The organism is Pseudoalteromonas sp. M8 (genome assembly GCF_018141365.1).
GTDB lineage: Bacteria > Pseudomonadota > Gammaproteobacteria > Enterobacterales > Alteromonadaceae > Pseudoalteromonas.
Genome location: NZ_CP047239.1, coordinates 1,044,752 through 1,061,699, shown reverse-complemented (window position 1 = coordinate 1,061,699; position 16,948 = coordinate 1,044,752). Strand labels below are relative to the sequence as shown.

At 46.6% G+C, this 16,948-nt stretch carries 6 protein-coding genes; all 6 read right to left on the bottom strand.

Annotated features, from left to right (window positions below; genetic code table 11):
• Nucleotides 1–30: 30 nt before the first annotated feature.
• Entirely contained in the window at nucleotides 31–735 is a 705-nt protein-coding gene (locus tag GSF13_RS24890; RefSeq protein WP_211865319.1) for an iron ABC transporter permease, read from the bottom strand.
• A gap of 19 nt (nucleotides 736–754) precedes the next feature.
• On the bottom strand, nucleotides 755–1,711 hold the full coding sequence (locus GSF13_RS04295; RefSeq protein WP_206471749.1) for an ABC transporter substrate-binding protein: 957 nt from the start codon (nucleotides 1,709–1,711) through the stop codon (nucleotides 755–757).
• 182 nt (nucleotides 1,712–1,893) lie between these two features.
• A complete protein-coding gene (locus GSF13_RS04290; RefSeq protein WP_206471750.1) occupies nucleotides 1,894–2,676 on the bottom strand; it encodes an alpha/beta fold hydrolase in 783 nt (260 codons plus the stop codon).
• Entirely contained in the window at nucleotides 2,669–7,198 is a 4,530-nt protein-coding gene (locus GSF13_RS04285) for a non-ribosomal peptide synthetase (protein WP_206471751.1), read from the bottom strand. Before GSF13_RS04285 ends, GSF13_RS04290 begins: the two co-directional genes overlap by 8 nt.
• Complete coding sequence (locus GSF13_RS24885; RefSeq protein WP_211865317.1) at nucleotides 7,195–8,595, bottom strand: non-ribosomal peptide synthetase; 1,401 nt, start codon at nucleotides 8,593–8,595, stop codon at nucleotides 7,195–7,197. The genes GSF13_RS04285 and GSF13_RS24885 overlap by 4 nt, the downstream gene beginning before the upstream one ends.
• Complete coding sequence (locus GSF13_RS04275; RefSeq protein ID WP_211865315.1) at nucleotides 8,592–16,886, bottom strand: non-ribosomal peptide synthetase; 8,295 nt, start codon at nucleotides 16,884–16,886, stop codon at nucleotides 8,592–8,594. The genes GSF13_RS24885 and GSF13_RS04275 overlap by 4 nt, the downstream gene beginning before the upstream one ends.
• Nucleotides 16,887–16,948: the final 62 nt, after the last annotated feature.

The window sequence follows — 16,948 nt, the reverse complement described above, 5'->3', positions numbered from 1 at the left end:
CAACGGTGAGCGTTTGAATACGCCAGCGTTTTACACTTCCCCAATACTGTTTACGACATCGCTATCGAGTTGTAAAACGGTGAGCGGACGGGCTAAAAGTGCACATAAAATAACACCGAGTAATGCGATAGGAGCTAATAACGAGACATGTTGCCAAGTGCGATTTGCAACGCTGCCAAGCAACCAATAAAACAACCCTCTAGTGTCAGTGCTTACCGAGATTAGTAGCAAAGTTGTTGCGGCGGCGCAAAACAGAGAAACGCATAAACCAGATAGAATAAGATTCACAGGCTCTAGTTTTTGCTTCCAAGAAAGCCATAGTGTGACTGACATCGCCAAAGCACCGCCAAATATACCCGCTATAAATTGGAAGTAGGTACTTAAACCGGTAAAAGTGAGGACCAGTACAATAGCCAATGCGGCTCCAGAAGAAACGCCGACGAGGCTTGGGGATGCGAGCTCATTTTGTGTTACTGCCTGAATAATGGCTCCTGCTATGCCAAGTGTTGTACCTGCAATGATAGCCAATGTTAGACGAGGTAGTCTCAGCTCCCAAACGACAAAACTAGCTTGTGACTTTGATGGGTTAATAAGTACTGACCAAACTTCTTTTAATGTGAGCTGATAGTCGCCGATTGTTAAAGACAGCAGTAGGCTGAGTAATAACATACATACGCCGATTAGATATAAGCCAGTGGGCGTTGTAGCGAAGCGAGGTCTCTCTGAGTTAATCATAGCGTGCTTACATTACCTGCTATAAATGACCAAATTGCATTGGTGTGGCCCGTGCTTTATTAGCTAGGTCGCTTGGTGGGGCAAATTGGTCAGGGTGCAATAGATGCGCTAATTCTTGTAAGACGAGCCTTCTAGCAATTGGGCCGTGGGGCATCACGTAATGGTCTGCGACTCGGTAGGCGCGGCCATTGGTAACGGCTTTGAGCTGCTTCCAAACTGGATGTGATTTAAAGGGCCCAGGTTCGCCTTTGAAGGAAATAATTACATCAGGGTTAAGCTTTAGCAAAGACTCCATTGAGATCGGGGCGGAATCAAGTTTTTTTAAGCCCGGCTGTGGAGAGGTGCCGACGCTATTTTTACCTTTGAGAGTTGCCATCATTTCAACGGTAAAATGATGGTCGTAAAATGCATAAGGTACATCTGACCAATGCCACAAAAACACCACAGATTGTGCTTTTAGAGGTGTAGCTGCAAAATGCTTGAGCTGATCTGCAAATACTCGGTTTAATTCAGCACCTTTTGCTTCCTTGCCCAGCGCTTTAGCCGCAGAGATTATAGCCCGATCTGAGTCGGATTTGGTGACCAAGTCATAAGCTAAAAAGGGACTGATTTCCTCAAATTTGGCTTCAAATGGCTCGGTGTAGGTACGCAGTCCGATGGTGAGATCGGGTTTTAGCGCAGTCAACACTTCCAAGTTCGTCTCATGAATTTCACCAAGATCTAGCATATGTTTAGTTTGCTCACCGAGGTAGGGTGACATCTGATGATTGAGTGTTGAGATCGCTACAGCTTGCATACCTAGAGCACTGAGTAAATCAGCACCAAATACTGAGACCGCGGCGACCTTTTTGGGTGAAGTGTTAATAGTAACAAGTTTGTCGCGGTCATCTTTCACTACGACAGGAAACTGAGCATTAACGCTGAGAGACGATAATGTTGATAAACATGCACAAAATAGCAATATGAAGCGACGCATTAGCGTTTCCTTGCGAATAATTGGGTTGGTTTAATAGGTACATTTTGCAATGCTTAAAAACCCAGCACTACCCACATCGGATTTGTAATCCCCAAAAGAGATAATTTTTAACAGCGCTGGAAGAAGGAGCTGGGGGGCAGCTCCTAGTTTGAACAAACTTTATCCTCAAGGGGGATTGATTACTAAGGTGCACACAACCATGTTTTTTGTACAGGGAACAGCGTGCCCAAATGGGTCAAAATAGCCTCAACATGATTGGCTAAGTAGAAATGGCCACCTTCGTAGACCTTAATGTTGATGGGCTGACTACTCACTTGTTGCCAGGCTTGGGCTTCTTCGTAGGTGAGCTCGGTATCAGTTGACCCGAGCATCACGGAGATTGGAAGCTGCAATTTTGGTGCATTGAGGTTTGGTTGATAAGTCTCAATTAACTGGTAATCATTGCGCAGCAACGGCAACATCATCTCTAGTAGCTCTGGAAGGGCATTGAGATCAATCTCCGTACCATTGAGACGTTTAAGCTCATTAAGCATGACTTCATCGGGGGCTTTGTGTACTTCGGTCGCATGGTGGCAACTAGGTCCTTCAACAGCAGACACCACCAGTTGAGTTGGAGGCGGATAGCGATAGGCCTGAATGCGCTTGGCAAGTTCGTAAGCGATACCGCCGCCCATACTATGTCCAAACAAGATATAAGGCTTGTTGAGTATTGCTTTAAGACCTGTGGCCAAGTTGCCGACCAAACGATCCATGTCCGAAATCAAAGGCTCAGCCATGCGGTTTTCACGACCTGGATATTGTACAACCACGACTTCTAAATCTGAGTCGGCGATATTAGCCCAGTGACGAAAGTAGCTTGCACTGCCCCCTGCATGAGGCAAAATGATTAACCGTTTAGCGGCATTGGGGCGTGCTTTAAAAATGCGGTAACACGCACTGTTGTTGGTGTATGTGGTATTAAGCATTGTTGTACTTCTGTGTAAGTGGCTTTAGGTAATCGCGGCTGACCGCAAAGTTTGGGAGACTGAATTGGGCCAATATGGATTTTAGGTTATCTGTGGCGTATTGGTGGTGACCACCTGAGTCCATACCTTGCTTGAAGTAAAGCTCAACAAAGCTGCGCACAAAGTTGTCATTGAGTTTGTCTTTCCATGTTATAAAATCAAGTGGTTGAATATCGCAACCGAGTTCGTTAAACCAATTATAGATCTGTGCAACATCGGTACTTTGGTCTGACACTAAGTGGAAGTTACTGTTTTGGCCCGTCGCACCTTTCACTATGGCCGTGATGCAGGTTGCCACATAGTCTACGGGAACAATGTTTACCGCCAGCTCGGACGCAGGATAGGCGTGAATATTCAAGCAAGCACGATAAAATTTTAAGAATGCATCATCATTAATAAAGGGTGTTTCTGTGGTTGCCCAAGTGATGGTTCCGGGACGTAAAATATTGACTGGTACGCCGTGTCTTCTCGCTTCAGTAAATAAGGTTTCAGCCATAATTTTTGACTGCTCATACGTTAACTCCACTTCACGCCATGGCACCACTTGGGTATGTTCTACCACAGGCTGAGGTACATCACTTGGTAACGCGTGGTGTACTCCGATAGTAGAAATATAATGCACTGGCTTCACTTGATGCGAGCTTGCTAAGCGGATAATTTCACGGGCGCCTTCGACGTTGGTTGGGTAAAGAGCAGAAAGCGGATCCATGAGGTTAATGATCGATGCATTGTGAACTATCACATCCACTTGTGCACTTAGAGCTTGATAGTCTGTATTGCTTAAACCAAAGTAAGGCTCGGACATCGTACCGCTGATTATCTGAATACGCTCGTGAGGTATAGCTGTAGGCAGGCCTTTTTCTGCAGCGGCCTGCTCTAAGCGTGAGAATCCATGCTGAATATCATCACAGCGCATCAAGCATAGAATACGATAATCCGTAGTATCCAATATTTCGCGCAAAACATAGCTACCCAAATACCCCGTGCTGCCAGTCAAAAATAGGGTTTTTGGTTCGGAATTCGAATCATACGGTAGGGCATCTGCAAGGCCTTCGAGTGCTTCAGTAGCCATGCTGTTTAAATCAATACTCTCAAGCCATGCTTGTTTTGCTTCATTTGCTTTTGCCAGTGCTTCGGACATTTCGCTGAATACGGCATGATTGAAAATCAGGTCAATATCTGCATCAAAGCCTGCTGCTAGAAATGCGCTTAGCAGGTTGATGGCATTTAAGCTGGTACCACCAAGTTGGAAAAAGTCATCGTGACGCGATACCTCCGTCACGTTGAGTAAATCACGCCAGATTTGCGCCACGGTTTGCTCAACATGATTGTCAAATGGTGCTTCATATTGTGTTGTCAGTTGCTGCTGTAATTGCGTCAGTTGTACTTTAAGCTGTTTTCTATCAACTTTACTGTTTTGACTAAGAGGAAGTGTGTCTAAGGTAAAGAAATGCGTCGGTAACATGTATTTAGGCAACTTGTCATTAAGTAAGGTGCCCAACTCACTGAACATGATTTCGCTATCGGTTACTTCTTTGACAACCAGTGCCGCAGCTAAGTTACCATCAGTAGATAGATTGACCACCGCGACGTCTTTTACAGCTGGGTGTGCGGCAATAGTTGACTCTATTTCACCCAACTCAATACGATGACCATTGATTTTGACTTGGCCATCTTCGCGCCCTTGAATGGCAATGATGCCGTCATCCATAATGCAGCCTAAATCGCCAGAGCGATAAAGCCTTTCACCTGTTTGTGGATGTTTAATAAATAGCTCAGCAGTTTTTTGTTTATCGTTTAAATACCCTAATGCCAAACCATCACCTGCAATATACATTTCGCCGGTGACCCAAGTTGGGCAAGGCTCTAGTCGGTCATTTAAAATGTGAATTTGGTGGTTTGCTAGTGGCTTACCATAGGGTACTGAAGCAGCATCATCCGCGATGTCTTTGACAGTGTGCTGGACACACCAAATCGCAGTTTCTGTAGGGCCACCTTGGCTGTTCAGGTCAATATGAGGCAGTTGTTGGATTACTTGCTTTGCAAGTTGGACAGGGATCCAATCGCCAGAAAGCATGGCCAGCCTAAGTGTACTGAGCGTCTGATCTTCCGCCCATGGCAAACTGGTCATCAGCATTTGCATTTGCGCAGGCACCGAATTCCACAGACTGACCTGATGCTTGGCTATCACTTGATGCCAGTGGTTTGGATCTCCTCGCAGCTCTTGAGCTGGTAATACCAAAGTCGCCCCTGCTGAGAGTGTACCAAAGATATCCCAAACTGAGAGATCAAAGCCGTAGCTCACCAGTCCTAAGGTTTTATCTTTCGGGTTGATATCATACAGGCGATTAATTTCCAGCACGGTATTCAGTGCTGCGCCGTGCGATAGCTGCACCCCTTTTGGCTGACCTGTCGTACCGGAGGTGTATATTACATAAGCTGGCGCTTCGACAAAAATTTGCTGCTGTCGACGTTGCGTGAATATTTCCAATAAACCTTGAAGGTCCTGCTGCGGAATAGCCGGTAGTAATTGATCAAATGCAATAACAGTGACATCAGAGCCAAAGTCTAGGTTAGCATATTGCAACTCTGTGAGTACGATTTTGGCACCTGAGTTAGCGATGATTGATTGCTGACGAGCAAGCGGGTGTTTTGCCTCAATAGGTACATACACACAATCGGCAAACAATACAGCAAACACTGCTGCAATTTGTTGTGTGCTTTTGTCTGATACGATTGCAATATGGTCGTTCGGTTTTACCGAGTCGACAAAGGTGAGCCTGATTTGAAGTGCCAACTGTGCAAGTTGTTGGTAACTCATTTCGCCGTTTTGGTCGATCACCGCAATTTGATCAGGGGTATCTAGAACATGTCGTGCAAATCCAGAGTGCAAATATCCTTTAGCTTGTTCTGTTTTGGTGTCGTTTAGCGCGGTGATGTGTAGTTGCGTTTGCTTTGGCAAACTCACCGGGCTGGTGGACTGCCATAGTGCTTCATTATTAGCCAGCTCGTGTAATAGTTCACAAAATGCTTGATGTGCTTGCTCAATCACACCGGCTTGGAAAATCCCTTGGCGGATATCCCAATCTACGATCAGCTCTCCACTGCGCTCCGTTGCTTGACAATCAAGCCAGACTTGCGGCGTTTGAGTAATTCCGTAACGCAACTGTGCATCATGCATAAATTGGTTGCTGTCTAACTCATCACCTGACAAACCAAGGGTGCTAGTGTAGACAATTGGTACTATGGTATTGCTTTGCTGTATTTGGTTCATAGCTCGTAATACTTCAACGCCAGTAAAGTCGCTGTGTTCCAAATCACGCCAAAGTTGTTGCTGTAACTGACTTGCCCGCTTGGCGAAACCCGCTTGCGGATCTGGCGATACCCCTAACACGTTTACTGCGATAAAGTCGCCAACCACGCCACGGACATCTGGGTGCACATTGGCGCGATTCAACATAGTGAGGTTTAAACAAAAATTAGGATGGCGAGACCAGCGTCCAATTACCTCTGTAAATGCGGCTAATACAAGGCTAGAAGGTGTTAGTTTATGCCTTGCCGCTCGTTCGCCAAGGCGCTGCCAAAGGGTGGGGTCTAACTTAAAATGTAAGCGAGAAAACGCGACGCTTTCCTCGTTGCTTGTACTTTTTGCTCTTGGTAGCTCGGGAGGGGCTGGCAGCGTTTTAATGCGTTCTAGCCAATAGGCTTTGTGCTGTTCATAGCGCTGTGCTGTTTTAGGATGTTCTAACAAGGCTTTGCGTGCGATAACAATATCTCTGTACGAAACCCCCAGAGGCGCAAGAGCACGCTCTGGATGGTTATATAATTCACCGAGTTCGGCGAGCATAATTTGAATGCTAGCAAAATCGGCGATAAGCAAGTCGATAGAAAAATGTAGAATTGACCCTTCACCGGTTTGGCTAAGGTGTAAGTCATATTGTGGCCATTTATCCGGTTGATAGTGGCGGTGAGCCAACTGTTCACGCAGGCCTAATAGTTTTTGCTGACGAGTTTGCTGGTCAAACGCTGCAAATTCATGCACGCGGATCGCTTTTGGCGTAACCTGTGCGATAATTTGTTGAGTACCATCAAGGTTGATAATAGCGCGTAGCATATCGTGGCGCTCAACTAACTTGTGCCAAGCCGTTTGCAGGCGTTTTGCATCAATATTCGGTAGGTCCAACTCAATGTAACTATGACAGCCAACACCACCATACTCAACGGCATTGTTACGGCCAACTAAGTAAGCGACCTGTAAATCGGTTAGTGGAAACGGCTGATAGCGGTCTGCATAATTAGGCTCTATAGCTGCCATTACAGGGTCGCTTAAATAGTCGATAAGCGCTGCTTTGTTGTCTTGTAATTGTGTTTTTAGTGCCGCTGTCATTACTCCAGCAGGGGCCTTAAATTTTAAGTTGCCTTGATCGGCCCACAGGTAAACGCCGCGGCTTTCGAAGTCAGCGATAATACTGGCGATTGTCATAATGTACCCTCTTCAAATAGTTCATCTGTGTCAGAGGTTGTGCCGCTTAGGTCACGCCAAGCTTGTGTTATGGCATTAGCGAAGCTGGCAATACTTGGGGCGCTAAATAGTGCTGTAAGTGACACAGATGTTGGAATAATGTGTTGTTGTTGCAGTGTTTGGATAAGCTGTGTTGCGCTCAAGCTATCACCACCTATGGCAAAAAAGTCGTCGTGGCGAGAGAGCTGAGGGCGTTTTAAAAGTGATTGCCAGATTTTTGCAAGCTGTTCTTCAAGCTCACCTTCAGGCGCCTCGAACTCAGCTTGCTTTAGCTCCAATGCCATAAATTCATTGAGCAATTGCTTTCGGTCAATTTTACCGTTGGCGCTTAGCGGTAATGTCTCAAGTTCTAATAAATGGCTGGGCACCATGTATTCTGGAAGTTGCTGTTCCAGTTGTGCAGTAATTACCTGTGTATCTAGCGTGGCTTGGGCTTCCTTAACAAAGGCGGCAACGAGCTTTTTCGGCTCACCAATCGTTAGTGCAACACCGCGACTTAAGCCTTTAACCTGAGCCAAGGCGGCGTCGATTTCACCAAGCTCAATGCGATGTCCGCGAACCTTAACTTGGTGATCAATTCGGCCTAAGAACTCGAGGTTGCCATCCGGCCAGTAACGACCGCGGTCACCCGTGCGGTACCAACGCTTACCATCAGCCATCACAAAGCGCTGAGCTGTAAGTTTTTTGTCTCCTCGATAGGCAGTGGCAAGGCCCATACCGCCGATCCACAGTTCACCTGCAACCCAATCTGGACAATCACGGCCACATGGGTCTACCACACGATATGTTTGGTTCGGGAGCGGTTTACCGTATGGAATAGATGACCAATGTTCAGGCAACTCACCTTTTACCTCACAGCTGTTTGACCAAATGGCTGCTTCAGTGGCACCACCCATGGCAATTAATGGGATCTGTGAGTGAGTCTTGGCTTGTAATCTTGGCGGTAAATCTAGGCCAATCCAATCACCCGATAGCATCACTTGCGAAAATGGCAGTGGGCGTGCATCGTTTTCAGCAACGACCAGTAGCATGTCGAGCAATATCGGCACTGAATTCCAAGTAGTGACATGATGTTGATGCACTAGTTCAAGCCACGTAGCTGCGTCTCTACGGCTTGCCTCATTGAGTAATACAACACTGCCGCCAACGCTTAACAAGCCAAATAGATCGTATACCGAGAGATCAAAATCCAATGCAGAAACAGCAAGTACTCGGCTATTGCTGTTGATAGCATAGTGTCGATTTAGCTGGTCAATGGTATTTGCAGTCGCTTGATGACACATTTCGACCCCTTTGGGTTCACCGGTAGAACCTGAGGTAAAGATCACATATGCGGGTGCATCTGTTGCTACTGTCAAGGGGTTGCCAGTGGCGTAAAGTCCTCTGCATCCGTTACATTGAGGCGAGTGACACCCTGCTCAACGTCTTGGTTGATGTGTGCTTCGTTCGTAAGTATCCAACGGATCCCCGCAGTGCGATGAATTTTCGCTTGACGGCTGGTGGGTTGATGAATACCAATTGGCACATAGCAGCCTCCAGCGGCCATAATGCCAAATACGGCAGCAACCTGATCTACCCCTCTTGGCAAGCTCACTGCCACCGCTTCACTTAGCGATAATCCTCGTTGAGTAAGTAAGTGGGCGATACGCAGTGCTTTATCTGCCAATTGGCCATAGGTTACTATTTGCTCATCAGCTATCAGCGCAACGGTATCGGGGTGCTGACGGGCATAGTCAAACATCGCTTGGTGTAAAGTACGAGGCGTTTGTTCAGCGTTGGTGCTGTTTACTCGGTCTCGCACCAACTGTTGAGATTTGGGTAATGCGTGGCTAAATGCTGTATCCGTTGAAATAGATACTTCGTCCAGTAATGTTAAGAAACGGCTAAACATATTGTCTAGCAACTCAGCTGGAAACAGTGCATCGACGGCATCCCAAGATAGAATTAGCTCACCTCTGAACTCATACATTTGATGATCAAGCCAAACCTGTGGGGTTGCTGACAATCCGCCATCGGTAAATTGTGGTAAATCTTCATTGAAAGAGTCTGCTAGTAAGTCGTCAGCCATTCCTAATGTACTGGTAAAGACAATGGGCAATGCAGCTGCGGTGCGCCCCATAGTTCGGCTGCGCTCTCTTTGCACCCACACAGATGAGACTGCTCGGTGATCAAGTACATCAGCAAGTTGCTCTTGTAGTTGCTTTGCATGTTGAGCAATTGTGATGTGCTCGTCAGGGTGGTAAGCAAGGGGGGCCAGAGACGTAAAATCACCAACAATACTGCCAACTTCTGGATGTACATTTTGACGATCAAATAGAGTTAAATTTAAGGTATGTGGATGGCCACCACTGTACTGACTGAGTACTTCCGCATAGGCACTCAGCACTAAAATACTTGGTGTTACATTTTGCGAGCGAGCCGCTTGTTTAATGGCTTGCCACTTGGCTTTTGGCAATCTTGCACTGCGGCGAGAGAATTCGCTGTGTTCAATTTGCAGTGGATCTTGTGCCAGTGGTAGTGCCGCAGCATCCGGCAAGGTAGATAAACGTTCTTGCCAGTATGCTTGGGCTTCATCTATGGCTTGCTGGCTATGTTGAACTTGGGTGACATAGTCTCTAAAGGTTGAGGAAAGTGGCGTTAGCTCAGTATCTGGCGCTTGGTATAAAGCAGCGAATTCGCGCAATAACAGCATGATGCTATAGCCGTCTAATGTCATGTAGTTAAACATCAAAGCAAGACGCGTACGCTCAGTTTCACCCGCTTGATACCTTGCAACTTTAATCGTTATCGCATCATGTAAATGTTGGCTATTTTTAGTTTGCCACCATGCGTGAATTTGCGTTCGTGCTTGGTCTAAACAGGTGTAAGTCATTGGATCGATATCCAATTTTGGTATGCCGCTTTGCTGCAACACAACCTGTTGGTTATTATCGCTCACTTGGGCGCGCAACATATCATGGCGTGCATACAGCTTTTTCCATGCGAGCATCATTCGCTCGGTATCAAGCGTTAAACTATCGAGTTCGAGTAAGTAGTGAGTGCCGCAATTAAGCGGGAAGCCCGGGGTTTGGCCTAACCAATAAGCACTTTGTACTTCAGTCAGTGCAAATGGTTCAAACTGATGTTCGGGTCTAGCTACAATTTGCTTGCACTGTGTGGCTTCATGCATCTCAAGTGTTGCTGCAAATGCACCAAGCGTTGGGCTGGCAAACAAAGTGCGTAAAGGTTGCTTGGTCGACAACCCTTGTTGGGCGAGCTGAGTTAGGAATTGGGTCGCGACCAGCGAATCGCCACCGAGTGCAAAAAAGCTGCTTTCTAGGCCAACATTGGCAACCCCAAGTAAGTCTTTCCAAAGCTGTGCAACTTGAAGTTCGTTATCTGTTTGTGGCGCTGTTACAGCCACTTCAACGCTAAGTTGGTCGTCAAACTGGGTAGCAAGTTGTTTTCTATCTACTTTCCCATTAGCGCTTAGTGGCAGTGCATTTAAGGCTAAGAAGTGACTCGGTACCATATAATCTGGCAAAGAAAGAGCAAGTTCTGTTTTTACTGCATCGAGAGCCAGTTCTGTGCTTTCATCCATTACCAGTGCAGCAACCAACATTTTAGGCTCGCCAATGGTTAATGCCACTCCACGAGAAATGCCTTTAATACGGGCGAGAGCCGTATCAATTTCACCCAGTTCAATACGATGACCGCGTACTTTCACTTGGTGATCTATACGCCCTAAGAACTCAAGGTTGCCATCTGGCCAGTATCTACCTCTATCGCCGGTACGATACCAACGAGTACCTTCGTGGTTGACAAAGCGCTCAGCTGTGAGCTTTTGATCTCCCCGATACGCACTAGCAAGGCCTGCACCACCTATCCATAGCTCACCTGCAACCCAATCTGGGCAGTCGCGTCCGTAGGCATCGACGACACGGTAGGTTTGGTTCGGTAGTGGTTTACCGTAAGGAATGGAGTTCCAGTGAGCTGGAATGTCGCCCTTTACCTCACAGAAATTCGACCAAATAGCTGCTTCTGTTGCGCCACCCATAGCGATAAGTGGAACTTCGGCTTTGTTTTTGGCTTGTAAACGCGGTGGAATATCTAGGCCAATCCAATCACCTGACAACATCACTTGTTTGAAAGGCAGTTGCCTGTCATCTTGCTCTGCAACGATGAGCAACATATCCAGCAGGACGGGTACAGAGTTCCAGACAGTGATATTATGTTGGTGCACGAGCTGTAACCATTCGCTGGCATCGCGGCGGTTTTCATCACTGAGCAACACAACTTGGCCCCCCACACCGAGTAAGCCAAAGATATCGTATACCGACAAGTCGAAATCCACTGCAGACACTGCTAATACACAGCTATGTTTATCAATTTTATAGAGTTGATTGATTTGATCTATGGTGTTTGCGGTTGCCTGATGGCACATTTCCACCCCTTTTGGTTCACCAGTCGAGCCCGAGGTAAAAATAATGTATGCAGGTTGTTCTGGTGATACTTCTATAGGCATTGCTTGTGGTGTACTTGCTGTAGCCACGTCCAACCTTATCACTGACTCGATGGATTCGACTTCTAAGTGATCACTGTCAGTAAGCACTAATCGGATCCCTGCTATACGATGTATTTTTGCCTGACGACTCGCAGGCTGATGGATCCCGATTGGCACGTAACAGCCGCCCGCAGCCATAACTCCCAAAATAGCCGCAATTTGATCTATGCCACGTGGCAAAGTGACTGCAACAGGTTCTGCTAGTTCGAGCTGATGTTGCTGCAATAGCGCTGCAATACAGAGCGCTTGCTCACATAGCTGTGCATAACTGACATGCGAGTTTTCAAATACTAGTGCCGTGTCGCCGGGGTTTTGCTGTGCGTGCGCAAAAATAGCATGGTGCAAAGTGCGTGGTGTTTGTGGGCGTCCGGTGTGATTTACCGCGAGACGTGTATGCGCTTGTGCATCAGGTAATGGTAAGGACATCTCCTCTTCCCAACTGCTATGACACAGCTTTTCAAGCGCACCAACATAGCTGTTGAACATGTCATCAATCATACCGGCTGGGAAAAGTGCATCCACCGCATCCCAAGATAGAATAAGTGAACCATCAAATTCGTATAATTGATGGTCGAGCCAAACTTGCGGTGTTTGTGATAAACCTCCAGGTACAATCTTGGGGAAATCGCCGTTTGAGTTTTCAAACAAGCCGCCACCAAGACCCAAGGTGCTGGTAAATACCACAGGCAGCGCTGCTGATGTGAGTGTGCTATGGCGAGCTTGTTCGCGCTGGATCCAAATGGATGAAATTGCTTTGTGTTCAATGGCCTGTGCAATTTGCAGCTGCGCTTCCTGTGCTTGTACCAATAATGAGTTACCAACATTTTTACGAAATGCGATGGGGGCTAATGTGGTGAAGTCACCAAACACTTTATTGATATCCTCGTGCACGTCTTGGCGGTCAAACAGGGTTAAATTGAGCGTGTGATCACCTTCGCTCCAGCGTCTCAGCACATTGCTGTAGGCCGTTAATAGTAGTACTGAAGGGGTAATGCCATAGGATCTCGCTTTATTTTTAAGTGCTTGCCAAGTAGTCGCATCTAGTTGTGCTTCGCGGCGCACAAATTCAGGTTTAGTAATATTTTGTGGGTCTTGTGCCAGTGGTAATTGTGGCGCAGGTGGTAAGGTATTAATCTGTTCTCGCCAGTATGCTTGTGCAGCTATACGCTCTGCATCATTGTGTTGCACTTGGATCACGTAGTCTCTAAACGAAACATTAATCTCAGGCAAGTGATAAGCGGGATCGTTATAAAGGCTTGCAAGCTGATCTAGCAGCAATTTAATACTAAATCCATCGAGCGTTAAGTAATCAAAAATGATCCCTAAACGGGTCTTATTAGTACCATAATTTACGGCGCAAATACGGTGATTAGGTAACGTCACTGACTCATTTTGGTCGTGGCTTTGTAGCGCCTGTTCACAAACTCTACGCCAAAACTGGTGGAGATGATCCCGAGCAGCATTGGCGTGATTATTGGTTTCTGATTTCAAGCTCACTTGTGCAATAGACACCGCAGGTAAATGAGACAGCAGTTGTTGCTGACCATCTGATGTGATCACTGCTCGCAGCATCTCATGGTGCTCAACCAGTTGGTCCCAAGCTTTTGCCATACGTTGAATATCGACATTTTCTCCCTCCAACTCTAGCAAATACAAAGTGCTGCAGTTAAGCGGCAATCCCGGTGTTTGGCCCATCCAATAAGCACGTTGTACCTCGGTGAGAGAGAATGGTGCATAACGATTATCTAGATCTGCCACTATTTCGAGTTTTGTTATCGGCGCGATGCTTTCTAAACGCGCTGCGTAGGCGCTTAATTGAGGAGATGAGAATAAGTCGGGCAGTGGTTTTGGAGATGCCAAACCTTGTTGTTTGAGCTTTGCAATAAGCTGAGTCGCAATTAAGCTATCTCCACCTAACTCGAAGAAATGGCTTTGCTGACCGATTTGCTCAACCCCCAGTATAGACCGCCATATATTGGCAAGGCATTTTTCGTTGTCTGTTTGCGGCGCGGTTAAACTCAACGCACACTGCTGCTGCGTGGCAGCCAGCTGGTTGACAAGTGCTTTTCGGTCTATTTTACCATTGCTACTGAGTGGCAGCTGCGGTGCAAATTCGATATGGCTTGGCACCATATAATCTGGCAGTAGCTTGTGTAATTGGCGTTGTATGGCAGCGTTATCTAACGTGTTTTGAGCAGCTAAGACCACAACACTCGCTAGGCTTTTAGGCTCGCCAATGGTCACGGTAACAGCGCGCTGAACACCATTAATATTGGCAAGGGCTGTATCAATTTCACCCAACTCAATACGATGCCCGCGTATTTTGACTTGATGATCGATGCGTCCTAAAAACTCGAGGTTGCCATCAGGCCAGTAACGACCTTGGTCGCCAGTACGATACCAACGCTCGCCATGTTGCTCAACGAAGCGTGCTGCCGTTTGTATGCTATCACCACGATAACAAGTTGCTAGACCAATACCGCCAATCCACAGCTCACCAGGAACCCAGTCTGGGCAATCTTGACCGTGCTTATCAACAACGCGATATTTTTGGTTTGGCAGAGGTTTACCGTATGGGATTGAATGCCAATGCAGTGGCAGTGGTGAGCGAACTTCACATCGGTTTGACCAAATAGCTGCTTCTGTTGCGCCACCCATTGCAATAATAGGTGGATTGGTGGCGCTGATATGTTGTAGCCGAGGAGGAAGGTCTAAGCCTATCCAATCACCAGACAACATCACCTGCTCAAAGTGCAGTTGGCGGCTATCTTGTTCCGCCGTGGTCAAAAGCATATCTAGCAATATCGGAACAGAGTTCCAAATAGTTACCTTGTGTTGATGTACCAGCTCAAGCCATGCTTGTGCATCACGGCGCTGCTGCTCATCAATAACGACTAGCTGTCCGCCAACACTTAACAAACCAAAAATATCATATACAGAAAGGTCAAAATCAAGCGCTGAAACCCCGAGCGCACAGCTATCTTGGCCAATTTGATAGTCTTTATTGAGCTGATAAATGGTATTGGCAGTGGCCTGATGACTCATTTCAACCCCTTTGGGTTCACCTGTAGAGCCCGAGGTGAATATGATATAGGCGGGATTTGCAGGGTCTGTGATAACAGCTGATTCAAGTGGCTCAGCTAAAAGCGCTTGTTGAATATCAATACATTTTACTGCTGGGTCATGTTCTGGATCGTCACCAATAGCAATTGCTAGCTTGACCTCTGCGGTTCGATGGATCTTTTCTCGCCGTGATTGAGGCTGGTGAGGTCCTATAGGCACATAACAGCCACCGGCTGCCAGTACTCCAAGTATCGCTATGATCTGCTCAGCGCTTCTGGGTAATGTTACGGCTACAGGTTCTGCACCATTCAGCCCTTGTTGCTTCAAATAAGCGGCTATGCGTAGCGCTTTTTCAGCGACGGTGCGATAGCTTAACCGTTCGGTGTTGAATATTAATGCAGTCTTATCTGGGTGTACCTGAGCACCTCTAAAAAATGCTTCATGCAATGTATGTGGGGTATAAGGTGCATCGGTGTTATTGGCTGCTTTGCGTTGGATTTGCTGATACTCTGGCAGGTCAATAAGATGTAATGCGTGCCATGCGCTGCTATTTGCCGCTAGGTTTTCAAGTAATGCAACATAGCTTGCAAACATGGAATCAATTAGCGACTCTGGGAAAATCTCATCCACAGCATCCCATGCCAGCATCAAACCTTCATCAACTTCATACACTTGATGGTCTAACCACACTTGCGGCGTCTGCGAGATCATATAGTTAAATTGACCCAATACCGTGTCTTGTTGCGACAGAAGTGGGGTGCCTAAGTTACAGGCAAATACGATAGGTGCGCTCACACCCTGTGCATAACCGTGTTTTACTAAATCGCGTTGGATTTGCACTGCGGAATAATCACTGTGTGCAACGTTTTGGTGAAATTGGCTTTGTATTGCTTTTGTATGATCAATAAAACCTTTAGCTTCACTAAAATCACAATCTAAAAGCAATAGATTGGTGAAGTCGGCAACCACGTTTTCAATGCCTGGGTGCTGAGTCTTGCGATCAAAAAGTGGTAAGTTCAGTGTGAATTTCTGCTCGGTACTAAATTTGGCAAGTACGTACGCATAACTAGTGACGAGCAACATAGCGGGCGTCACTTGATGCTGTTGTGCGGTATTTTTAAGCGTCTTCCACTGGTACTGGCTCAAGGTGTGCAAACGGCGAGAAAATGTTGGTCGAGTGATCGCTCGAGGGTCGCAACGAAGGGGAAGCTGTGGGCCCGAAGGTAGAGTTGCTAAACGCGTTTGCCAATAAGCTTTGTCTGCTTCAAACTTATCTTTATTTTGTGCATTTTCAAACGCTAGATACTTTGCGAAGCTCCAGTGTGGATCCGTGTTGAGTGTACCGCCATGATAAAGCACCGCGAGATCTTTTAATAAGATATTTAAGCTCTGCACGTCAGCGATCAGTAGGTCTACATCAAAGTGGATCCGACATTTTCCTTCGGGAAGTAAACTCAATTCCAGCCCAAGGGTTTGACCATACTCAATACCTAATTTTCGGTGTGATAGACGGCTGCGGATTTGTTCTGCCGCTTTAGTTGCCTCATCAAGAGTTAGTGACCTAAAGTCGTTAATTGCAAGCCCCGGAGTGGGAAGCTGTGAATGCACTTGCTGGGTACCAGATTCAGTAAACTGCGCACGTAGCATGGGATGATAGTGATAAAGTGCATGCCAAGCTTGTTCGAGCCTAATTGGATCGATGTCTTGATTGTCTATTTCCAGATAGGCGTGACAACCGACGCCACCAAGCTCTTGCTCATCTTGGCGACCAATCCAATAGGCATATTGCACGTCAGTGAGCTCAAACTCTGCGTAGGGATCTATATCGGGTAGTTTAGGGGCTTCAGTAACTTCGACATCAGTATCAATTTGCGTACATAAAAGTGTTATCCAGTCGCTAAGAACTGGTTGTTCAATCAGTTTTGAAAAGGTCACTTTTGCGCCTTGTTTTCGCCACTGATTGACCAAACGCATCATATGCATTGAGTCTAAGCCAAGTTCAATAAGGTTGGCATCTAGCTTGTCTTCAAGCGGTGTTTGCACAAACGCTTGTACATGTTTTAACAGCTGTTTCTTATTTAGGGGGTCTTTACCTGTGCCATGTG

What these genes read in the sequence shown, in the direction of transcription:
- GSF13_RS24890 (WP_211865319.1), bottom strand. Translation starts at nt 735, where the DNA reads ATGATTAACTCAGAGAGACCTCGCTTCGCTACAACGCCCACTGGCTTA.
- GSF13_RS04295 (WP_206471749.1), bottom strand. Translation starts at nt 1,711, where the DNA reads ATGCGTCGCTTCATATTGCTATTTTGTGCATGTTTATCAACATTATCG.
- GSF13_RS04290 (WP_206471750.1), bottom strand. Translation starts at nt 2,676, where the DNA reads ATGCTTAATACCACATACACCAACAACAGTGCGTGTTACCGCATTTTT.
- GSF13_RS04285 (WP_206471751.1), bottom strand. Translation starts at nt 7,198, where the DNA reads ATGACAATCGCCAGTATTATCGCTGACTTCGAAAGCCGCGGCGTTTAC.